General features: G+C 64.7%; 21 protein-coding genes and 1 riboswitch. Of the genes, 15 read left to right on the top strand and 6 right to left on the bottom strand.

Annotated features, from left to right (window positions below; all coding sequences use genetic code 11):
- Positions 1–5: 5 nt before the first annotated feature.
- The 5 genes from cobT to JNO50_RS13555 all read right to left on the bottom strand — a co-directional run bounded on the left by cobT (position 6) and on the right by JNO50_RS13555 (position 5,660).
- Entirely contained in the window at positions 6–1,061 is a 1,056-nt protein-coding gene (gene cobT, locus JNO50_RS13575; protein ID WP_189530748.1) for a nicotinate-nucleotide--dimethylbenzimidazole phosphoribosyltransferase, read from the bottom strand.
- A complete protein-coding gene (gene cobU / locus JNO50_RS13570; RefSeq protein ID WP_189530750.1) occupies positions 1,058–1,585 on the bottom strand; it encodes a bifunctional adenosylcobinamide kinase/adenosylcobinamide-phosphate guanylyltransferase in 528 nt (175 codons plus the stop codon). Before cobU ends, cobT begins: the two co-directional genes overlap by 4 nt.
- Positions 1,585–3,465 carry a TonB-dependent receptor domain-containing protein gene (locus JNO50_RS13565; protein ID WP_189530752.1) on the bottom strand — a complete coding sequence of 627 codons (1,881 nt, stop codon included), beginning with the start codon at positions 3,463–3,465 and terminating at the stop codon, positions 1,585–1,587. Before JNO50_RS13565 ends, cobU begins: the two co-directional genes overlap by 1 nt.
- 142 nt (positions 3,466–3,607) lie before the next feature.
- A riboswitch (cobalamin riboswitch) is annotated at positions 3,608–3,802 on the bottom strand.
- Positions 3,803–3,837: 35 nt separating this feature from the next.
- Positions 3,838–4,371, bottom strand: a complete 534-nt coding sequence (locus JNO50_RS13560) for a cysteine hydrolase family protein (RefSeq protein ID WP_189530754.1) — start codon at positions 4,369–4,371, stop codon at positions 3,838–3,840.
- A gap of 494 nt (positions 4,372–4,865) precedes the next feature.
- Complete coding sequence (locus tag JNO50_RS13555; RefSeq protein WP_229804445.1) at positions 4,866–5,660, bottom strand: SPOR domain-containing protein; 795 nt, start codon at positions 5,658–5,660, stop codon at positions 4,866–4,868.
- Between the two features lie 122 nt (positions 5,661–5,782).
- Here JNO50_RS13555 and ndk point away from each other — a divergent pair, with 122 nt between their 5' ends.
- The 13 genes from ndk to JNO50_RS13490 all read left to right on the top strand — a co-directional run bounded on the left by ndk (position 5,783) and on the right by JNO50_RS13490 (position 19,118).
- On the top strand, positions 5,783–6,208 hold the full coding sequence (ndk, locus tag JNO50_RS13550) for a nucleoside-diphosphate kinase (protein WP_189530756.1): 426 nt from the start codon (positions 5,783–5,785) through the stop codon (positions 6,206–6,208).
- A 67-nt stretch (positions 6,209–6,275) separates the two neighbouring features.
- Complete coding sequence (gene rlmN / locus JNO50_RS13545; protein WP_189530758.1) at positions 6,276–7,370, top strand: dual-specificity RNA methyltransferase RlmN; 1,095 nt, start codon at positions 6,276–6,278, stop codon at positions 7,368–7,370.
- Complete coding sequence (gene pilW, locus JNO50_RS13540) at positions 7,367–8,104, top strand: type IV pilus biogenesis/stability protein PilW (protein WP_229804447.1); 738 nt, start codon at positions 7,367–7,369, stop codon at positions 8,102–8,104. Before rlmN ends, pilW begins: the two co-directional genes overlap by 4 nt.
- Positions 8,105–8,106: 2 nt before the next feature.
- Positions 8,107–9,012: a RodZ domain-containing protein gene (locus JNO50_RS13535; protein ID WP_189530759.1), complete on the top strand. Its 906-nt coding sequence runs from the start codon at positions 8,107–8,109 to the stop codon at positions 9,010–9,012.
- Positions 9,013–9,020: 8 nt separating this feature from the next.
- Positions 9,021–10,298: a flavodoxin-dependent (E)-4-hydroxy-3-methylbut-2-enyl-diphosphate synthase gene (gene ispG, locus JNO50_RS13530; protein WP_189530761.1), complete on the top strand. Its 1,278-nt coding sequence runs from the start codon at positions 9,021–9,023 to the stop codon at positions 10,296–10,298.
- Positions 10,299–10,349: 51 nt separating this feature from the next.
- Positions 10,350–11,621 (top strand): histidine--tRNA ligase, encoded by a 1,272-nt coding sequence (gene hisS / locus JNO50_RS13525; protein WP_189530763.1) that lies wholly within the window; start codon positions 10,350–10,352, stop codon positions 11,619–11,621.
- 23 nt (positions 11,622–11,644) lie between these two features.
- Positions 11,645–12,274, top strand: coding sequence for a YfgM family protein (locus JNO50_RS13520; protein ID WP_189530765.1), 630 nt, complete (start codon positions 11,645–11,647; stop codon positions 12,272–12,274).
- Positions 12,275–12,277: 3 nt separating this feature from the next.
- Positions 12,278–13,420, top strand: a complete 1,143-nt coding sequence (gene bamB, locus JNO50_RS13515) for an outer membrane protein assembly factor BamB (protein ID WP_189530767.1) — start codon at positions 12,278–12,280, stop codon at positions 13,418–13,420.
- An 11-nt stretch (positions 13,421–13,431) separates the two neighbouring features.
- Positions 13,432–14,784, top strand: a complete 1,353-nt coding sequence (gene der / locus JNO50_RS13510; protein WP_189530769.1) for a ribosome biogenesis GTPase Der — start codon at positions 13,432–13,434, stop codon at positions 14,782–14,784.
- 93 nt (positions 14,785–14,877) lie between these two features.
- On the top strand, positions 14,878–15,138 hold the full coding sequence (gene hfq / locus JNO50_RS13505; RefSeq protein WP_189530779.1) for an RNA chaperone Hfq: 261 nt from the start codon (positions 14,878–14,880) through the stop codon (positions 15,136–15,138).
- 85 nt (positions 15,139–15,223) lie between these two features.
- The gene (hflX, locus tag JNO50_RS13500) at positions 15,224–16,360 is read left to right on the top strand and encodes a ribosome rescue GTPase HflX (protein ID WP_189530787.1); all 1,137 of its coding nucleotides are present in this window, start codon (positions 15,224–15,226) and stop codon (positions 16,358–16,360) included.
- A gap of 277 nt (positions 16,361–16,637) precedes the next feature.
- On the top strand, positions 16,638–17,786 hold the full coding sequence (locus JNO50_RS13495; RefSeq protein ID WP_189530789.1) for an ATP phosphoribosyltransferase regulatory subunit: 1,149 nt from the start codon (positions 16,638–16,640) through the stop codon (positions 17,784–17,786).
- A 36-nt stretch (positions 17,787–17,822) separates the two neighbouring features.
- Entirely contained in the window at positions 17,823–19,118 is a 1,296-nt protein-coding gene (locus JNO50_RS13490) for an adenylosuccinate synthase (RefSeq protein WP_189530791.1), read from the top strand.
- A 67-nt stretch (positions 19,119–19,185) separates the two neighbouring features.
- Here the strand turns inward: JNO50_RS13490 and JNO50_RS13485 are convergent, their stop codons facing one another.
- On the bottom strand, positions 19,186–20,250 hold the full coding sequence (locus tag JNO50_RS13485; RefSeq protein WP_189530793.1) for a tetratricopeptide repeat protein: 1,065 nt from the start codon (positions 20,248–20,250) through the stop codon (positions 19,186–19,188).
- A 120-nt stretch (positions 20,251–20,370) separates the two neighbouring features.
- On the opposite strand from JNO50_RS13485, the gene JNO50_RS13480 reads away from it, so the two are divergent.
- Both JNO50_RS13480 and JNO50_RS13475 read left to right on the top strand, forming a co-directional pair.
- Positions 20,371–20,694: a hypothetical protein gene (locus JNO50_RS13480; RefSeq protein WP_189530795.1), complete on the top strand. Its 324-nt coding sequence runs from the start codon at positions 20,371–20,373 to the stop codon at positions 20,692–20,694.
- A 107-nt stretch (positions 20,695–20,801) separates the two neighbouring features.
- A complete protein-coding gene (locus JNO50_RS13475) occupies positions 20,802–21,476 on the top strand; it encodes a YIP1 family protein (RefSeq protein WP_189530797.1) in 675 nt (224 codons plus the stop codon).
- The last annotated feature ends 7 nt before the right edge of the window (positions 21,477–21,483 follow it).

The raw sequence follows: 21,483 nt of genomic DNA, 5'->3' as shown, positions 1-21,483 counted from the left end.
GACGCTCAGGCCTCGCGGTCGCTGACGCCCGCTTCGGCGAAGGTGGCCATGCGGGAGTGCAGGCGGCAGGCGGCCTGGATGACCGGGAAGGCGGCGGCCGCGCCGCTGCCTTCTCCCAGGCGCAGGCCGAGCGCCAGGACGGGTTGCCCGCCGAGGGCCGCCAGCACGTCGCGGTGGGCCTTTTCGGCGGATTCGTGGCCGAACAGGAACCAGGCGGCGGCTCCCGGATTGAGCCGCGTGGCGGCCAACGCCGCGACCGAACTGATATAGCCGTCGACGATGACCGGCAGGCGGGCCTGCGCGGCCGCGACGTAGGCGCCGGCCATGGCGGCGATTTCGGCGCCGCCCAGCCGCGCGAGCGCGCTTTTCGGGTCGGCCGACATTGTCCGGTGCAGGGCCAGCGCATTGCGCACGACACCGGCCTTGCGGCGGATACCGGCGTCGTCAAGGCCGGTGCCGGCGCCTGTCATCGCCTCGGGATCGCGCTCCAGCCACAGGCAGGCCAGCGCCGTGGCGCTGGTGGTGTTGCCGATGCCCATCTCCCCGGCGATGAAACAGTCCGCGCCGGCGGCGACGGCGCGGGCCACGGCTTCGCGGCCGGCGGCCAGGGCGCTGTCGACCGTGGCTTCCGACATGGCCGGCTCTTCCAGAAAACTCGCCGTGCCGTTCACCGTCTTGGCCTGCACCACGTCGGGCCAGGCCGAGGTGTCGCCGGCGACGCCGACATCGATCACCTCGAAACGGGCGCCGATGTGCCGTGCCAGCACGCAAATGGCGGCGCCGCCCGCGGCGAAGTTGGCCACCATCTGCAAGGTGACTTCGCGCGGATAGGCGGAGACGCCGGCCGCCGCGATGCCATGGTCGGCGGCGAACACGGAAATCCACGGGTGGGCGAGGTCGGGTTCGGCGCGGCCTTGCATGGCGGCCAGTTTCACCGCCAGGGTTTCCAGGCGGCCGAGCGAGCCGGCGGGTTTGGTCAGAACGGTCTGACGCGTGAGCGCCGCGTTGCGGGCGGTTTCATCCAGAGCGGGAATGCTGTCCTGCCACCATGTGTTTGTCATTGCCTGTGTCCTTCGGGAGGGGATTTGACGGTCATCGGGATGCCCGCCACCACCAGGGTGACGCGCGGGGCGACGGCGGCGACCGCCTGATGCAAAAAACCCGCCTCGTCGCGAAAATGCCGTGCCAGCGCGTTGTCCGGCACGATGCCGAAACCGACTTCGTTGCTGACAAGAAGCAACGGCGCGCGGCGCGCGGCGAGCCGGGCAAGAAAAGCGTCGCGTTCGGCGAGCCAGCCCGGCCCGTCGTCCGTGCACAACCAGTTGGATACCCACAGGGTCAGGCAGTCGATGACCGTGAACGTATCACCCGCCGCATCCAGCGCCTGCGAGAGCGCCAGCGGGCTCTCGAGCGTGCGCCAGCGGGCGGGCCGTTCGGCCCGATGCAGCCGGATGCGTTCGCGCATTTCCGCGTCATGGGCCTCGGCGGTGGCGATCCACGCCACCGGCCCCGCGTGGTTCAGCGCCTGCCCGAGCGCGTAGCGGCTTTTGCCGCTGCGCGCCCCGCCGAGGATCAGCTCGACCATTACTTCAGTGTCCAGCGCACGCTGAGCATGCCGTTGCGGCCCATGACGCCGTAGTCCTTGACCGATTGGTACTTGCGGTTGAACAGGTTGTCGAGGGTGGCGAGCAGGGTCACGTCGCGCGTCACCGACCAACTGGCGGACAGGTTCGCCACCGCGTAGCCGCCCAGGGGATCATTGTTGGCCGCGTCGTCGAAGCGGCGGCCGACCGCCTGCCACTCGCCACGCACCTGCCAATTGTCCGCCTTGTAGGCCGCGTACAGGCTCGCGGTCCGGTCGGCGCGGCGTGGCAGGCGCTTGTCGCGTGTCGCGCCGTTGGAGTCATCCCGCGCGCGCAGCCAGTCAGCCTGGCCGCCGAGGGTCAGCTTGCCATGCGACCATTCGGCATTGGCCGTGATGCCGCGCAGGGAGGCTTTGTCGACATTCATCGGTTTCCAGACGTACTGGCTGACTTCCGCCCACTGGATCAGGTCGCGCACCAGGTTTTCGTAAACGGTCACGCGGCCCTGGAGGGCGTTGCCGCGGTAGGCGAGGAACATTTCCTTGCTGAAACCTTTCTCGGGTTTTAGCGACGGGTTTCCGGAGTTGGGCCAGTAAAGGTCATTGAAGGTCGGGGCCCGGAAACTGTTGCCGGTGGAGACGCCGACCTGCCAGGCGTCCAGGAAGTCGTAGCTCGCGCCGACGCGCCCGGTGTTGTAGCTGCCGAACTGCGAGTTGCGGTCATGTCGCGCGCCCGCTTCGAGTCGCAGGTCGCCAAAGCGGGTCAGATAGTTGCCCGTCAGGCTGTTGTTGGTGCGTTTCTTGATGGTGTAATCGGTGCTGCCCGACACGCGCTGCTCCAGCGACTCGAGCGCCACGGTGGCCTTGCCGCCGCCGCTGAGCACGATATCGTTCTGCCAGGTCGCCTGGCGGTTACGTGTGGTGATGGATGACTTGCTGTCGCTGAAATTGGTTGGGGACAGCGGGTCGAACGTATCGTTGCTGTCAACGGAGCTGGCCAGCTGCAGGCGGGTTTTCCAGACATCGCTGAAGGTGTGGGCGAGCCATGCCGACGTCGCCCCGTTGAGTTTCTCGTTGCGGTAGTCGTAGCCCTGCCCCGCCGGGGGGTAGCCGGTATATGAGTCGTAGTGCGTGACATTGCGCGCATAGAGAATGGTGGCGCCGAACGAGGTGGCGGCCGACAGGTCGTGGCTGGCCGACAGGCTGAGACTGGTGTTGCGGTTGCCGTCCTTGTCGGGGTTGTAGCGGACATTATCCGGATTGGCCACGGCCGACACGCCGTCGGTGCGCGAGTGGGCCACGCCCAGCGCGAAGCGGCTGGCGCCGACACTGCCCGATACGTTGGCCTGGACGGCCGCGTTGCCGTGATTGCCGGCGCCGGCCTGCACCGACGCGCGCAGATCCTCGCCGCCCTTGCGCGTGAAAATCTGCACCACGCCGCCCATCGCGTCCGAGCCGTACAGGCTGGCGGCCGCGCCGCGGAGGATTTCGATGCGTTCGATCTGGTCGGCCGGGAAGTTCTCGATGGCGGTTAAGCCGAGCGTGGCGGAATCGACGCGCACGCCGTCCACCAGCACAACATTCTTGTCGGAGCCGCGGATCCACAAGGTGGAGGACTGGCCGGCGCCGCCGTTGCGGGAAATCTGCACGCCGGGTGCGGTGGTCAGCACATCCGCGAGATTCTGGCCGGGGTGGCGCTCGATGTCGTCGCGGGTGATCACGCTGACATCGCCGATCACTTCACGCAGGGGCTGGGCGATGCGCGAGGCCGTCACCACGACATCGGGCAACAGGGGGGCGTCGGCGGCGCCCGCCGTCATCGCCACGCAGGCGGCGGGCAGGGCAAGGGCGAACGGTAAGGCGGGGAAAGAGCGGTCGGACATCCTGGTCTCCATGGCTGCGCCCTCTGCGCAGCAATCATTCATCGTAATGGAGGCAGGGAAAACGGCCGGACGGAAACAGGGCAGGGCTCGCTGGATCTCACCCGAGCCCGTGCACCCTGCCGCGCGTCGTCATGGCCGCGCCGTGGCGCGACCGTCCGAGGCCGGTATCCGGACTTGCAAGAATTTGATTCTCCGCCTTCCCGCGGGAGGGTATCCCGCAGTGGCGAATCCGGAGAATCCGCGCTTGCTTACCGTTGCAGGGGCAGCACAGGCTTTTCACCTGTTTCCCGTTCAACCCGTTCTTTTCGGATCGGGCACCTGGACGTGGCCAATTGTAGCGAACCCCCCCGTTTCTGGCTAGCCGGGCCGGACTCAGGGCAGCTCGTCGCAGGGAACGACGCGTATCGGCGCCGGCGCGCCAAGGTTCGACCAGACCCAATTGTAATGGTCGATCAGGGTCTCGCCCTTCGCATGAGGGCGATCCTTGGTGGTGTGGGCATCGGCGATCACCGTCACTGGAAAACCGCGGAAGGCCGCGCCGTTGACCGTGCTCGCCACGCAAAAATCAGTGGCGTAACCGGTGATCCACAACGCTTCGGCGCCCAGGCGCGAGAGCGTGGCGGCGAGCGTCGTGGCATGAAAACAGTCGCTGAAGGATTTGCGGATCACCGCATCGCTTTCGTGCCGCTCCAGGGCCGAATGCAGCTTCCAGCCATCCTGTCCGGGTTCGAGCGGGGAGCCCTTGGGGCCGTTGTGCTGGATGAAGATCACCGGCATGCCGCGCTTGCGGGCCTTGGCGATGACGCGGTTGAGCGTGGCCAGAACCTGTGCGGCGCGAGCGCTGGCCGGCGGGCCGTCCATGCAGGCTTGCTGAACGTCGATGACGAGTAGGGCTGTCTTTGACATGTAAGGACTCCTGAATGTCGGTGAGGCTGGTCCAATGACATTATCCTTACACGGCGGGAAAGTCAAAACGCCCGATATCGGCGATACCGGGCGTCAGAAAGTATGCCCGCTTAGCGCGGGCAAATGCCTGAGACAGATGCAATCCTGTATCTCTTTGGAGACTGGAGACCCGGGACCCTTGCGAGACTCGGGGCAGACCCTTATTGACCATGTGCATGGTGTGGCGGGTAGCTGTTCCGCCCTCAGCAGGCATGCCGCGCATTGTAGGCATTTCACTGTCATAATGGAATCTTTAAAGCGAAGGTAATTTTCGTAAATGCGACTTTATAGTCAAGTACTTTGACGTTGAATAGGTCAGTCAATTTGTCTTATGTCATTAATTGTTTGACATGGATCAGATGGATGTGTTTTCAACGGGTTGCGAAGTGTCCGGGCGGCGCGGGTGAGGCTGGACCACCCGTGGAAGGGTGGCCGGACGGGGTGGGTGGGTCGGTTTATCCGCCGGCGGGGACAAGCAGCGGGGTGTAGCCGAGCGCGCGCAGTTTGGCCTGGGTTTCCTCCGCTTCGGCGCGGGAGCGGAACGGCCCGACGTGCAGCCGTGTCTCGGTATGCACCTCGATGCCCTTGGCCTTGAGTTCCTCGATCATTTTCTGGGCGTTGCCAAGACTGCTGAACAGGCCGAGCTGCACGTTGTAGCCGAGCGATGAGCCCGCCGGCTTTGCCCGCGCCTGCGTTGCCGGGGCCGGTTCGGCACGGGCGGCGAGTGGAGCCGGTTGCGGCACAAGGTCGGCCTGCGCGGTGCGGGCCGCGGGAGGCACGGCGGCCACTTGCGGGTGCGCGAGCGAGGGTGGCGCGGCTGGGCGGGGCGGCGGCGCCTCGTGGCGGGTAGTGGGCGAGGTCTGGGGGGCCGGGGTCTGGGCGGGGAGTGTCGCCGGCAGCTTGACGCCCGGCGTGACTTGCATGCCCGGAGTGCTGGCGACATCCGGTCCGCGCGGTGCGCCGGCCGGGACGCTCGCTTCGGCCGGCGCCGGTTGCGCGGCCGCGGCGCTGGCCGGCTGCTGGGCCTGGGGCGGCGGCGCGATGGCCGCGATCCGGCCGCTGCTGGGATCCGCGGCGGGAGCCGGTTCGCTTTTCTTGTTGCCGACACTGTCGATCAACGGGATCGCCGCCAGCGCGACCACGGCCAGACCGGCCGCGATGGCGAGCCGGGTCTTGATGCGCGTGCTGGAGTCGGTGTCGTCATCGAGGCGCTCGTCGGGCGCCGAATTCGGGTTTTCTTTCATCGCCATGGAATTAGTGCAACATTACCTTGCTAAAGGCTGGTAAAATACCCGGTTCCGCAAAATTGGGTAGACGCGGGCGGACTCCCTGGAGCCGTCACGCTATCATCATTGTTAAATGGGAGATTTATATGGCAATTGAACGCACCCTGTCCATCGTTAAACCGGACGCTGTTGGTAAAAATGTCATTGGCAAGATCTATGACCGCTTCGAATCCGCCGGTCTGAAGATCGTCGCGGCCAAGATGAAGCAGCTGTCCCGCGCCGAAGCCGAGGGCTTCTACGCCGTTCACAAGGAGCGTCCTTTCTTCAAGGATCTGGTCGACTTCATGGTTTCCGGCCCGGTGATGATCCAGGTGCTGGAAGGCGAGGGTGCCGTCGCCAAGAACCGCGAGCTGATGGGCGCGACCGACCCGAAGAAGGCTGATGCCGGCACCATCCGCGCCGATTTCGCCGACTCGATCGACGCCAACGCCGTGCACGGTTCCGACAGCGCCGAAAACGCCGCCATCGAAGTGGCCTACTTCTTCGCCGCTTCCGAAGTCTGCGCTCGCTGATCCAGTTTTACGCGCCGCCGCGCCTTCCATGCGGGAGGGGCGGCGGCCCGACGAGGTTCCCTTCCCCATGAAGACCAATCTGCTCGACTTCAATCTCGACGCGCTGACCGACCATTTCTCCCGCATGGGCGAAAAGCCGTTCCGTGCCCGCCAGATCATGCGCTGGATGCACCAGATGGGCGAGAGCGACTTCGCCGCGATGACGGATATCGCCAAGAGCCTGCGCGCGAAGCTCGAAGAGTCGGCCGAGGTCCGGGTGCCCTCGTTGATTACCCAGCAGCAGGCATCGGATGGCACCCGCAAGTGGCTGCTCGACGTCGGGACGGGCAACGGTGTCGAAACCGTGTTCATTCCCGAGGACGACCGCGGAACCTTGTGCGTGTCATCCCAGGTGGGGTGCGCCCTTGAATGCACGTTCTGTTCGACCGGGCGCCAGGGCTTCAACCGCAATCTTTCCACCGCCGAAATCATCGGCCAGCTGTGGTGGGCGAACAAGGCGATGGGCGTCACTCCGAAAAACGAACGGGTGGTGTCCAATGTGGTGATGATGGGCATGGGCGAGCCCTTGGCCAACTTCGACAACGTGGTGTCGGCGATGCAGATCATGCTGGACGACCACGGCTACGGTTTGTCTCGCCGCCGTGTTACCCTTTCCACGTCCGGCCTGGTGCCGCAGATGGACCGGCTTCGCGAATCCTGTCCGGTGGCGCTGGCCGTCAGCCTTCACGCGCCCAACGATGCGATCCGCGACGAAATCGTGCCGATCAACAAGAAATACCCGCTCAGGGAACTGATGGCGGCCTGTCAGCGTTACCTTGTCAAGGCGCCGCGGGATTTTGTCACGTTCGAATACGTGATGCTTGACGGTGTGAACGACAGACCGGAACATGCGAGACAGCTTGTCGAGCTGGTGCGCGACGTGCCGTGCAAATTCAACCTGATTCCGTTCAATCCGTTCCCGAACTCGGGTTACGGGCGGTCGAGCAACAATGCGATCCGGATTTTCAGGGAAATCCTGCAGGAAGCGGGGCTGATCGTGACGGTGCGCAAGACGCGCGGCGACGACATCGACGCCGCCTGCGGACAGCTTGCCGGACAAGTGCAGGACAAGACGCGGCGTCAGGAAAAATGGATCAGGATCGCGGAGGACGGAAAAGCATGAAACGATGGCAAATGTGGATCGGCGGGTGCCTCGCGGCCTTCGCGCTTGACGCATTTGCCGCCGATTCCGTGCCCGATCTGGCGAAGATCCGCGCGCAGCTCGCCGTCGAATACGCCCGGGCCGGCAGTTACCGGTTCGCGCTGGATGCGGCGAACGAGGCGATCCGCATCGCGCCGGGGTACGCCGAAGGCTGGCTGTCGCGGGCCTGGGTCCACTCCGGGCTTCGCATGGAGCGCGAAGCCGACGCGGATTACCGCAAGGCGTTGTCCATCGAGCCGGACAATCCGGCCGGAAACAACAATTACGGCAGTTTTCTGTGCGATCATGGCAAGGCCGCCGAGTCGCTGGCCTATTTTCGCCGGGCCATCGCCAATCCGCTCTACGAGACACCGGCGCTGGCCTGGGTGAACATGGCGCGCTGTCATCTGGCGCTCGATCGCAAGGACGAGGCCAACGAGGATCTGCTGGCCGCCCTGTCCGCCCGGCCAGACTATCCGCCGGCGCTCAAGGCGCTCGCCGCCTTGCATCTGGCGCTCGGTCACGTCAAACTGGCATCTTTTTACTTTGACCGGCTGGCCGGCAATCCGGATGCTTTGGGTCCGGAGGATCTCATGGTGGGGATCCGGCTCGCCCGGTTGAACGGCAATCGCGTCCGGGAGGAAGCGCTGGCGGCCCGGCTCAAGGGACGCTATCCGGACTCCAGACAAACCCAACAGCTGTTGAGTGGAACCTGAGGATGGAACAACAATCCGAACAAAACGTTCAGACCTCCGCGGTGAGTGTCGGTAGCGCCCTGAGGGCGGCCCGCGAAGCGGCGGGACTGAGCCTGGGCGAAGTGGCAGAACGCCTGAAACTGTCGATGCGGCAGCTTGACGCCATCGAGAACGACAACTTCGACGCCTTGCCGGGGGCGACATTCGTCAGGGGGTTTGTCCGCAACTACGCGCGATTCCTGGAGATCGACCCGGCGCCGCTGATGACGGCCCTGGACGGACATTTTCCTTCGGCGGCCACCGAGGTGGCCAATCTGTCCCGCGAGGAGCGCCATCACGAGTCCGATGCCGAAGTCGTGCGCGGTGACGGCAAGTCGGCCCCCTGGATGGTGATGCTGCTGGTCGGCGCCGTCACGGCGGCCGTGGTCTACTGGATCTATTCCGGCACGGAAAGCCACGAAACGCAACAGGAAGCGTCCGTGCCGATGAGCGCGGCTTCCGAACCGGCCGCGTCGGCGTCGTTCTCCGAGGCCTCGCAGCCGGCCATCGCCAGCGCGCCGGCGCTCGTCCCGCCCGCCGAGCATGTCGCCGCGAGCGCCCCGACCGTCGCCAGCGCGGCGGTCGCGGCCAGGCCCGCCGCTTCGGCGCCGGCCGTCCGTGTTGAGGCCAGTTCCAGCGCCTCCACGGGGCAAGCCGGCAAGGTGGCGGTGAGCGTCAGCGAGGAAGCGTGGGTGTCCATCACCGACGCGACCGGCAAGCGGCTCGTCTACAGCACGGTCAGGCCGGGAGAGAGCCGCGAGGTGAGCGGCCAGGCTCCGTTCCGCGTGGTGCTGGGCAATGCCGGCAAGGTAACGATCAATTACAATGGTCAGCCCGTCGACTTTTCGGACCGGATCCGGAATACGACGGCCAAAATTGAACTCAGGTAAAAGGTGTCATGGATAGCGTGAACCTCGCGCGGCGCCCCACCCGGCTGGTACGGGTGGGGCATGTTGCCGTTGGCTCGGAGGCGCCCGTCGTGGTGCAGTCGATGACCAACACCGATACGGCGGACGCCGAAGCCACCGCGGCGCAGGTCGCGGAACTGGCCGGGGCGGGCTCCGAACTCGTCCGCATCACGGTCAATACGCCGGAAGCGGCGGCCCGGGTCGGCGAAATCCGTCGCCGGCTCGACGACATGGGCTGCGACGTCCCTCTGGTGGGCGATTTTCATTTCAATGGCGACCGCCTGCTGCGGGAATACCCGGAATGCGCGCGGGCCCTGGCCAAGTACCGCATCAATCCCGGCAACGTGGGCAAGGGCGCCAAGGGCGACGACAAGTTCGCCTTCATGATCCGCGCGGCGGTCGAGCATGACAAACCGGTCCGTATCGGTGTGAACTGGGGCAGTCTCGACCAGTCGCTCGCGGTGCGCCTGATGGACGAGAACAACCGTCGCGCGGCGCCATTGCCGCCCGACGCGGTGATGCGCGAGGCGCTGATCGTGTCGGCGCTCGACAGCGCGAACAAGGCCATCGATCTGGGCCTTTCGCCCGACAGCATCCTGCTGTCCTGCAAGGTCAGCCATGTGCAGGATCTGATCGCCGTGTACCGCGAACTCGGACGGCGTTGCGATTTTCCGCTGCATCTTGGATTGACCGAGGCGGGGATGGGATCCAAAGGCATCGTCGCCTCGACCGCGGCTCTGTCCGTGCTGCTGCAGGAGGGCATTGGCGACACCATCCGCATTTCGCTGACCCCGCTGCCGGGCGAATCCCGCACGCGCGAGGTCGTCGTCGCCCAGGAGATCCTGCAGACCATGGGGCTGCGCTCCTTCACACCGCTCGTGACCGCCTGTCCGGGCTGTGGGCGCACCACCAGCACCTTCTTCCAGGAGCTGGCGGACCGCATCCAGACCTTCCTGCGCGATTCGATGCCGGTCTGGCGCCTGCAATACCCGGGCGTCGAGGACATGAAAGTCGCGGTCATGGGCTGCGTGGTCAACGGACCGGGCGAGTCCAAGCTCGCGGATATCGGCATCTCGCTGCCGGGCACGGGCGAGGTGCCCGTGGCGCCGGTCTACGTGGACGGCGAACGGGCGGTGACGCTCAAGGGCGAGACGATCGCCGACGAATTCAAGGCGATCGTGGAGAATTACGTGGCGACGCGTTACGGAATCGGCGGCGCGAAACGCCGCGAGGGCGGACGGGGAACGATTCCCATCCGGCCGTTGTGATGCGCTCCGCGACCCAGGCATAACCACACCACCAACAAGAAATTCACTGACATGGCACAGAAAATCCAGGCCGTCCGGGGCATGAACGATGTCCTGCCGGGAGAGTCCTCCCGGTGGGAATACCTCGAGTCGGTGCTGCGCGGCCTCCTGGCCGATTACGGTTACCAGAACATCCGCACTCCCATCGTGGAGGAGACCGGTCTTTTCGTACGCTCGATCGGCGAAGTGACCGATATCGTCGAGAAGGAAATGTACACCTTCGTCGACACGCTCAACGGCGACAGCCTGACGTTGCGTCCGGAGGGCACCGCAGGGACCTTGCGCGCGGTGGTCGAGCACAACCTGCTTTACAATGCGACCCAGCGCCTGTGGTACATGGGACCGATGTTCCGCCACGAGCGCCCGCAAAAGGGCCGTTACCGGCAGTTTCATCAGATGGGTGTCGAAGCCCTCGGCTTCGCCGGACCCGATATCGACGCGGAGCTTGTCATGCTCGGCGCCGATTTGTGGCGGCGTCTCGGCATCGCCGATTGCGCCGAACTGCAGATCAATACGCTGGGCGACAAGGCCGAGCGCGCCGCGCACCGCGAAGCGCTGATCGCCTATCTCGAACAGCACGCCGACAAGCTCGACGAGGACGGCCGGCGCCGCCTGTACAGCAATCCGCTGCGCGTGCTCGACACCAAGAATCCGGCGCTGCAGGAAATCTGCGAGGCGGCGCCACGGTTGATCGACTATCTGGGCGAGGCTTCGCGAGCGCATTACGAGGGCTGGAAGCGAATGCTCGAAGCCGTTGGCATCCCCTATGTCGAGAATCACCGCCTGGTGCGCGGACTCGACTACTACAACCACTCGGTGTTCGAGTGGGTGACCACCGAACTGGGCGCTCAGGGCACCATCTGCGCCGGTGGCCGTTACGACGGACTGACCGAACAGCTGGGCGGCAAGCCCGCCAGCGGCATCGGTTTTGGCATGGGACTCGAGCGCATCCTGCTGCTGCTCGAGGCGCGCGGCCTGCTGCCGCTAGCGAAGGCGCCGGATGTCTACCTCGTCCAGCAGGGCGATGGCGCCGATATCGCCGCCCTGAAGCTCGCGCGCCAGTTGCGCGAGGCCGGATTGTCCGTGGTGCAGCACTGCGGCGGCGGCAGCTTCAAGTCGCAGATGAAGCGCGCGGACGCCAGCGGCGCGGCCTTTGCCGTGATCCTCGGCGAAACCGAGGTCGCGAGCGGTACGGCCAGCCTCAAGCCGCTGCGCGGCGGCGCCGAACAACACACCGTGGCCTGCGAGGGCGTCGCCGACGCCATCGCCCGGCTCAAGGCTTGACCACCATTTGAGGAGTGAGCGCGATGGCGTTCGATTTGCAAGAGCAGGAACAGATCGATTCGATGAAGGCCTTCTGGCACCAGTACGGCAAGTGGCTCGCGGCGCTGTTCGCCGCGCTGGTGCTCGCCTATCTTGGCTACAAGGGCTGGGGCATGTACCAGAAGGACCAGGTGCGCGATGCCGCGCAGTCCTACGCCGAACTCGAGAAGAAAATCATCGCGGGCGATCTTGACGGCGTGCGCAAGGCCACGGCCTCCATCGAGACCACCTACGGCAAGACGCCGTACGGCGCGCGCGCGGCGCTCCTGGCTGCCCGCCTCGGCTTCGACAGGAACGACACGGCCTTTGCCCGCGCCCAGCTTTCCTGGGCGGCCGAGCATGCCTCCGAACCGGGGATCAAGGCCGTTGCGCTGCTGCGTCTGGCCGGCCTCGAGCTTGATCAGAAAAACTTCCCGGCCGCGCTGGCCGCTTTGGCCCGCGAGCACGACGCGGCGTTCGATGCCGAGTTCCTGGACATGAAGGGCGACGTGCAACTGGCCAAGGGCGACAAGCCGGCCGCGCGCGACGCCTACAAGTCCGCCGTGGCCAAACTGCCTGGCGACTCGCCGAGCCGCCAGTTCATCCAGACCAAACTTGAAGCCCTCGGAGGCTAATCCATGCGTCAACGTCTTCTGCTTACCGCCCTGTTGTCGACAACGCTGCTGTCCGGTTGCGCGAGCTGGTTCGAGTCGTCCACCGGTCCCAAGCCGACCCCGCTGCGTGACGTGGCCACGCTGCAGGCGATCAAGCCGAACTGGACGGCGTCGGGGCTGGGCAATACGGCCGCGGGCTTCACGCCGGTCTACGACCGGGGCAATGTCATCGCCGCCGACAAGGAAGGCCGGATCGTCGTACTCGACGCGTCGACCGGTCGCGAGACCGCGCGCTTCGACCTGAAGCGCGAACTGGTGTCGGGCGTGGCGGTCGCCGCCGACCGTCTGCTGGTCGGTACCGGCAGCGGCTCGTTGCTCGCCGTCGACCGGCACACCGGCAAGACTCTGTGGGAGGCGCCGTTGACCAGCGTGACGCTGGAAGCCGCCCAGGTGGGGGGCGAGGTGGCCGTGGTCCGCACCAACGACAGCCGCCTGACCGGTCTGAACGTCAAGGATGGCTCCCAGCTGTGGTCGGTGGGCCGCCTGGCGCCGCAACTGATCGTGCGCGATACTGGTTCCATGCAGGTGGTCGGCGCCGAGGCCGTGCTGGTCGGCATGCCCGCCGGCAAGCTCGTGGTCGCGAGCCTGTCCTCTGGCGCGACCTTGTGGGAAGGCGTCGTGGCCAATGCGCGTGGCGCGACGGAGCTGGAGCGGGTGACCGATGTGGTCAGCCGTCCGGTGTTCAATGGCAATGACGTTTGCGCGGTCGCCTATCAGGGGCGCGTGGCCTGCTTCGAGGCTCGCACCGGCAACCTCGCGTGGGCGCGCGAAGTCTCCTCCAGCCGCGGTATCGCGCTGGATGTGAAAAATGTGTATGTCACCGGCGAGGACGGGTCGGTCTCGGCCTTCGACCGCACAAGCGGCCGCAACGTCTGGAAGCTGGATGACCTGAAAAACCGTAACATCTCCGGTCCGGTGATGCTGGGCCGCTATGTCCTGGTCGCCGATGCGGAGGGCTATGCCCACCTGCTGTCCAACGAGAGCGGCGCCATTGTCGGCCGCCTGCGCCTGGACACGGAGGGCTGGACGGGACAACCGGTGTCGGTGGGCGAGTCCGTGCTGATTCAAGGCCGCAACGGACGCCTGTCGATGCTGTCACTGGGATGAACTGAGTCTTAATGAAACCTACCGTAGCTCTGGTCGGCCGCCCCAATGTGGGCAAGTCGACCCTTTTCAACCGCCTGACCCGCAGCCGTGACGCGCTCGTGGCGGATCAGCCCGGCCTGACGCGCGACCGGCACTACGGTCATGGCCGTGTCGGCGCCAAGCCCTATCTCGTCGTGGATACCGGGGGCTTCGAACCCATCGTCGACGAAGGCATCCTGTTCGAGATGGCCAAACAGACCCTGCAGGCCGTGGACGAGGCCGACGTGGTGGTGTTCCTCGTCGACGGCCGCACCGGCGTTACCCCGCAGGACAAGGTGATCGCCAACCGGCTGCGTCAGTCCGGACGACCCGTGCATCTCGTGGTCAACAAGGCCGAAGGTCTGCAAAGCGCGATGGCCGGCGCCGAGTTCCATGAACTCGCGCTGGGCGAGCCGGTGGCGATTTCCGCCGCCCATGGCGACGGCGTGCGCGAACTGATGGAAATCGTGCTGGAAGGCTTTCCGGACAAAACCGAGGAAGAGTCGCTGCGCCATCCCAAGTTCGCCGTGATCGGCCGCCCTAACGTCGGCAAGTCGACCCTCGTCAATGCCATTCTCGGCGAGGACCGGGTGATCGCCTTCGACCATCCGGGCACCACGCGCGACAGCATTTATATTGATTTCGAGCGGGAAGGCCATACCTATACCATCATCGACACCGCCGGCGTGCGCCGCCGCGGCAAGGTGAACGAGGCGATCGAGAAGTTTTCGGTGATCAAGACCATGAAGGCCATCGAGGACGCCAATGTCGCCGTGCTGGTGCTCGACGCCCAGCTCGACATCTCCGAACAGGACGCCACGATCGCCGGATTCGCGCTGGAAGCGGGGCGGGCACTGGTCGTGGCCGTCAACAAGTGGGACAATCTGGAGTCCGAACAGAAGGAAACCGTGAAGCGGGAGATCGCCCGCAAGCTGGCTTTCCTCGATTTCGCCAAGTTTCACTTCATTTCGGCGAAGGAAGGGCGCGGCATCGCCGACCTGTTCAAATCGATCGACGAAGCGTATCGCGCGGCCATGGCCAAGCTCGCCACGCCGAAACTGACGCGGGTCCTGAAAGTCGCGGTGGAGCGTCAGGCTCCTCCGCGCTCGGGAGCCATCCGCCCGAAAATGCGGTATGCTCACCAAGGGGGCATGAACCCGCCGATCATTGTCGTGCACGGCAACGCGCTGGATGCGGTGCCGGACAGCTATACCCGATATCTCGAACATACCTTCCGCAAGGTGTTCAAGCTGCAGGGTACCCCGCTGAGGGTGCAGTACAAGACCGGCGACAATCCTTTTGACACTGAAAAGGACAGTCGTGGTGGTAAAAGTGGCAAAAAATAGTACACCGGGATGATTTCTGCTAAAACTACAAGCGTGCCATCCGGGCGTGAAGGTTATACCCATTAAAACAATCATCGATTCGGAGAATAACAAATGAGCTCTAAAGGGCAAATGTTACAAGACCCGTTCCTTAACACCCTGCGCAAGGAGCACGTGCCGGTGTCCATTTATCTGGTCAACGGTATCAAGCTTCAGGGGCAGATCGAGTCGTTCGATCAGTATGTGGTTCTGCTGAAGAACACTGTGACCCAGATGGTTTACAAGCATGCGATCTCCACCGTGGTTCCCGCCCGTCCGGTCAACATTCCGCACGAGCATTACACCGGTACCAAGAGCGAGCAGCCCGAGGCCTGAGTCCGGGTCGATTTGAACAGGCCGGCCGTCCCTTTCCGAGGAAAGGGACGTCGGCCTTTATTTTTTTCAGAAGTGGTTGATTATCGTGTTTGATCGTCCGGATGTGGGTGACAAGGCGCTCCTTGTCAGTCTGGATTTCGGGGAAGCCGATTTCGAAGAAAACGTCGCCGAATGCGCGGATCTCGTCAGGAGCGCCGGCGTCGACGTGCTGGGCGTCGTCACGGCCAAGCGCCAGCGCCCGGATGCCGCGCTCTTCGCCGGCAAGGGCAAGGTCGAAGAGATCGCGGCCGAGGTGCGCGCGCTGGGCGCCAATGTGGTGATTTTCAATCACGCGCTCTCGCCCGCGCAGGAGCGTAACCTGGAACGCGCGCTGTCGTGCCGGGTCATCGACCGCAACAGCCTGATCCTCGACATTTTCGCGCAACGGGCCCGCAGTCATGAGGGCAAGCTGCAGGTCGAGCTGGCACAACTGTCGCACCTGGCGACGCGTCTTGTGCGCGGCTGGACCCACCTTGAGCGGCAAAAGGGCGGTATCGGTCTGCGGGGGCCGGGCGAGACGCAGCTGGAGACCGACCGCCGGCTGCTCGGCAACCGGGTGAAGATGCTCAAGGACCGCCTGAGCCATGTCCAGCGCCAGCGGCATACCCAGCGCCGCGGGCGAACGCGTTCCGGCACGGCTTCCGTCTCCATCGTCGGCTATACCAACGCCGGAAAATCCACCCTGTTCAACAGCCTGACCAAGGCGCGCGCCTACGCGGCCGACCAGCTGTTCGCCACGCTCGACACCACGAGCCGGCGGCTCTATCTGGGCCCCGACAGCTCGGTGGTCATTTCCGACACCGTCGGCTTCATCCGCAATCTGCCGCACACCCTCGTGGCGGCGTTCCGCGCGACACTCGAAGAGACCGTGCGCGCCGATCTGCTCCTGCACGTCGTCGATTCCTCCAGTCCGATGCGCGACATGCAGATCGATGAAGTGAACAAGGTGCTGGCCGAGATCGGCGCCGAGGATATTCCCCAGCTGATTGTGTGGAACAAGACCGATTTGCGCGGCCTCCCTCCCGGCATCGAGCGGGATGAGGACGGCGCCGTGCGCGGCGTGCGGGTTTCTGCGCTGACCGGCGAGGGGCTCGATTTGCTGCGCGAAGCCCTGCGCGAGCGCACCGCCCGTCCTCCGGAAAACGAAATCGCCGATATTGAGGCCTGGACACCGCTGGCCTGACCCGTCGTGTTGCCATGTTGCAACACTGATGGACGGCGCGGCGGGGTCGCACGGGGGCGTGCACGACAGAAACTTGGCGTCAAGACTTAATTCCGGACGGATTTCGAGCTAGAATGAAATCCTTGTCGTCCGCAAAGGCGGGTTCGCGTGCGCGAATCCGGCGCGGATCACACACTGACAATCCGAATTTTCATGGCTGGCCGGTCATTGCGACCGGCCAGTTTGCCGACAACGAGGCGGGCTGCTGAGTCCCGCCTTTTATTCTGTTTTGACTACCATGCGCAACTGGTTGTTACCGGAACACATAGCCGATATTCTGCCCGCGACCGCGCGGCAGCTGGAGTCGGCCAAGTCGGCCATGCTCGAGCGCTTCCGCACCGCGGGCTACGAGCTGGTGATGCCGCCGCTTGTCGAGTACGCCGATTCCCTGCTGCTGGAAGGGGACACGGCCCTGGAAATGAAGACCTTCAAGCTGGATGACCCGTATTCGGGCAAGCAGCTCGGTTTGCGCGCGGACATTACGCCGCAGGTGGCGCGCATCGATGCGCATCTGCTGGCGACGCGCACGGGCGTGACGCGGTTGTGCTACGCGGGCAGCGTCGTGCATTCCCGCGCCGCCGGCCTGACCGCGTCGCGCGAGCCGTTGCAGGTCGGCGCCGAATTGTACGGCTACGCAGGCATCGAGGCCGACCGCGAAATCATCGGCCTGATGCTCGACACCCTTGCCGGCGTCAACGTCGAAGGCGTGCGCCTGGATCTCGGGCACGCGGCGATTTTCCGGGGGCTGGCCGTCGCGGCGGGCCTGCCGGCCGAAGTGCGCGCCGAGCTGTTCGTCGCGATGCAGGCCAAGGATGCGGCGACCGTCGCCATGCTGACCGCCGATACGCCCGAACCTTACCGTTCCGCGTTTCTCGCGCTGCCCGAGCTGTACGGTCCGGTCAGCGTGCTGGAAAAGGCCCGCACCCGTCTGCCGTCGCTGCCGGAGGTCGAGCTTGGCCTCATCCAGCTCAAGACCCTGGCGGCCGAACTCGCCGGTTCCGTGGAGCTGGGTATCGACCTTGCCGAGTTGCGCGGCGATCTGTACCACACCGGACTGATGTTCGCGGCCTATGCGCCGGGCTGGCCCGACGCGCTGGCGCGCGGCGGCCGCTACGACAATGTCGGGCGCCGTTTCGGCCGCGCCCGGCCGGCCACCGGTTTCAGCCTGGATCTGCGCGATCTTCTGCGCGTGCTGCCCGAACGCGGCGCCGCGTTCGGCATCCGCGTCGATGCGCGCCACGCTGTGGCCGCGAAGGAGCGCATCGATGCCTTGCGCGCGTCCGGAGAGGTCGTGGTTGTCGATTACCTGGGCGAATCGCCCGAGGCCCTGTATTGCGACCGTCAGCTGGCGCCCGCCGTCGATGGCTGGCAGGTCGTACCGTTTTGAATGTATTGCGAATTTGTCTGAGAGAAGAGGTTTTCCATGTCCAAGAACGTTGTCGTGATCGGTACCCAGTGGGGCGATGAAGGCAAGGGCAAGATTGTTGACTGGCTGACGGATCATGCCCGCGGCGTGGTGCGCTTCCAGGGCGGCCACAATGCCGGCCACACCCTCGTGGTGAACGGCAAGAAGACCGTGCTGCGCCTGATTCCGTCCGGGATCCTGCGCGAAGGTGTCGAGTGCTTCATCGGCAATGGCGTGGTGCTCTCGCCCGAAGCGCTGCTCAAGGAAATCGACGAGCTGGAAAGCGCCGGCGTCAATGTCGCTTCGCGCCTGAAGATCGCCGAGGCCTGCCCGCTGATCCTGCCGTATCACGTCGCGCTGGACCTCGCCCGCGAAGCGGCGAAGGGCGCTGGCAAGATCGGCACCACCGGCCGCGGTATCGGCCCGGCCTACGAGGACAAGGTGGCACGCCGCGCCATCCGCGTGATCGACCTGTTCGATCCGGAAGGCTTCGCGGCCAAGCTCAAGGAAAACCTGGACTTCTACAACTTCCAGTTGAGCCAGCTGTACAAGGCCGAGCCGGTGGACTTCCAGACCGTGTACGACACGACCATGAAGCTCGCCGAGCGCATCAAGCCGATGGTGGCCGACGTGTCGCGCACCCTGTACGACATGAACAAGGCGGACGTTCCGCTGTTGTTCGAGGGCGCGCAGGGTACCCTGCTCGATATCGACCACGGCACCTATCCGTTCGTCACCTCGTCCAACTGTGTGGCCGGCGCCGCCGCGCCGGGCGCCGGCGTGGCGCCGCAGATGCTCAATTACGTGCTGGGTATCGTCAAGGGCTACACCACCCGCGTGGGTTCCGGTCCGTTCCCGACCGAGCAGGAAAACGACATCGGCGCGTTCCTCGCCAAGCGCGGCAACGAGTTCGGCTCGGTGACCGGCCGTCCGCGCCGCTGCGGCTGGTTCGATGCCGCCGCGCTCAAGCGCTCGATCCAGATCAACGGCGTCACCGGTCTGTGCGTGACCAAGCTCGATGTGATGGACGGGCTCGAGGAAATCAAGCTGTGCGTGGGCTACACCCTGAACGGCGAAAAGATCGACATCCTGCCGTTCGGCTCCGATGCGGTCAGCGCATGCGAGCCGGTCTACGAAACCCTTCCGGGCTGGACCGAGTCCACGTTCGGCGTGAAGCGCTACGAGGACCTGCCGGCCAACGCCCGCGCTTACCTCAAGCGCATCGAGGAAGTGTGCGAAGCGCCGGTCGACATCATCTCGACCGGTCCGGATCGCGAAGAAACCATCGTGAAGCGTCATCCCTTCGGTCTTTGAGCCGTTGCGGACCGACAAAAAAGCCTGGCGGGATTCGCCAGGCTTTTTTTGCGTCCGCGCTCGCGCTTTACTTTTTCTTGCCCTTCACCACCACCGTGCCGCCCAGCGACTGGGTTTGATAGGCGCTGCCGCCCATGCCGTCGGCTTCGAAGTTCAGCGTGACCGGCGTGGCCTTGCCGCAGACATCGAACTCCCAGATTTCCTGCCAGTTGCCCTTGATCAGCAGCGCGTCCTTCAGTAACGGCGCTTCGACCGGAAGGTAGACGGCGTTGGCGAGCGGGCGGGACAGGGCGGTTTTCACGAGCTTGATGTCCCGGGCTTCGCAGCGTCCCTTTTTCAGCTGGCCGTCCGCCCGGGCGCGGGCTTCGGCGGTTTCCCGCGAGGTGGCGAACACCCCTTTCCAGGCTTGCGGTCCCACTTCGCTGTTGCCGAGCCGGGCCGATTCGGTCAGGGTGGTTTTCAGGGCGGTCTGGCGCTCGTTGAGCGTACCGATTTTGTCCATCATGGCCAGAATGCGCGCGTTGTTGCCCGGGGAATTAGCGTTCAGCAAGGTGGTCAGGGTGGCTTGCAATGCGTTGGCGTCGCCTTTCTCGGCCGCCTGGGCGAGCATGGTGTAGGCATTGCTGTCCGCCTTGCGCTCTTCCGGTCCGCGTTTTCTCAGTTGCTCGAAGCGGGCCTTGTCGATTTTCCCCGTGTCATCGAAGTAGCGGAACGCCGGATCGTTGATATGGGCGTAGAACACCATGAACTGACCGGTGGCGTCCCCCTTGTCGGCGGATTTTTGGGCCCACTTGCGTGCCTTCGTGAAATCCGTCGCCGCCCCGTTGCCGGTCAGGTAGGCGTTGGCCACCAGATTGTAGGCGTTGGCGTTGCCGGCCTCGGCCGCCTTTTCGAACCACTTGAGCGATTCGGCCGGATTCTTGTCGACCCCCAGGCCTTGCGCGTGAATCACGCCGAGTGCGTACAGGGCGTCCGGATTGTTCTTGTCGGCTTCTTCCTTCATCAGCGGCAGGGCTTTGGCGTAGTCCTTTTTCTGGATCGCGCGCATGGCGTCCTGGTAATCGGCAAAAGCCGGAACGGCGGCCAGCGCGGCGAGCAAGGCGACCGCCAGGGGTGTGGTACGGACTTTCATATCGTTCCTTTTTGTCATGTTGTGGCGGAAACTATACCGCAAAAAATGCCAGAAGGATTGACGGCGGGCACTCGATAACGGATAAATAAAAAGAGTTTCAATGAATCGCGCGAGGACATCATGCGCCAACGGCCTTTTGCCCTGTTTTGCCTGATCGCCGGCGGTCTGGCCGGTTGCGCCACTTCAAGCGACAGGGATGCGCTTTTGCAAAGCCGCCTCGCCGCCGGCATGACCTCGTCGGAAATCCGTTCGGTCCTCGAGACTCGCGAGTATCAATGCAGTGGCAGCCGGCCGATGACCTGTGTCAGGGCGGTATCCCGCCTCGGGCTTTTCCAGTGTTACGAAAAAATCAATGTGGTGCTCGACAGCGATAGCGGTCGGGCGCGTCAATTTGTCCGTCCTCCGGCGGTTTGCACGGGGTTGGGGGCGATGCTCGCCGGTTGAGTTCCTGCCCTTTACCGCTCGTTTTTCTTGCAATGACGTGGGCATTATCTGGTAGAGTGTCGGCTCGTATCGCGCGCTGCGAAGCGACCCTCGACAGGAATGTGACCATGCAATTGATCGAACTGTTCACCGAGCCGCGCCGCGCCCTTGCCGCGGTAGCCGAATCGCCGACCGTGCTGCTGCCTTTTTTGATCGTCCTCGCCCTATCCCTGTCCGGCGTTCTGGTTTATTACGCCCGGGTGGACGGGGCGTGGATGGTCGATGCCATTTTGTCCGCCTCCGGTAAGCTTTCCGCCAAGGAACTCGAGCAGGCCCGGCAATTCTCTTCACCGGGCACAATGAAATGGCTGACCCTGATCGGTATCGGTGTTGGAAGCGTGATCGCGCTGCTGGTCATGGGTGGATTTTTCAAGTTGGCGGGCAAGCTCGCCGGCATGAATCGCAGCTATCGGCACTGGCTGGCCTTCCATGCCTGGACATCGTTGCCCATGGCGCTTTCCGCGCTTGTCATCCTGATCGGCGCGTTCGCCATGCCGTCGCGCACCCTTCATACCGACCTGCAATTGACCCATCTTGCTCCTCTCGTGTTCCAGCCGGAAGAGGACAGTCCGTGGAAGGCATTTCTGGAGGGCTTCGATCTGATGTTCCTCTGGAGCATCACCCTGGTGTTCATCGGATGGCAGGTCTGGGGAGGTTCACGCCGCACCGCGGCGATCGTTGCCCTGTTGCCGGTGCTCGCGGTGTACGGCATCTGGGCGCTGGCGATTGTCTTGACTCGCTGAGGCGGCG

This window comes from Paludibacterium paludis (genome assembly GCF_018802605.1).
GTDB classification, from domain to species: domain Bacteria; phylum Pseudomonadota; class Gammaproteobacteria; order Burkholderiales; family Chromobacteriaceae; genus Paludibacterium; species Paludibacterium paludis.
Note: the sequence above shows the minus strand (reverse complement) of the source record. Positions and strands in the feature narration are given on the sequence as shown.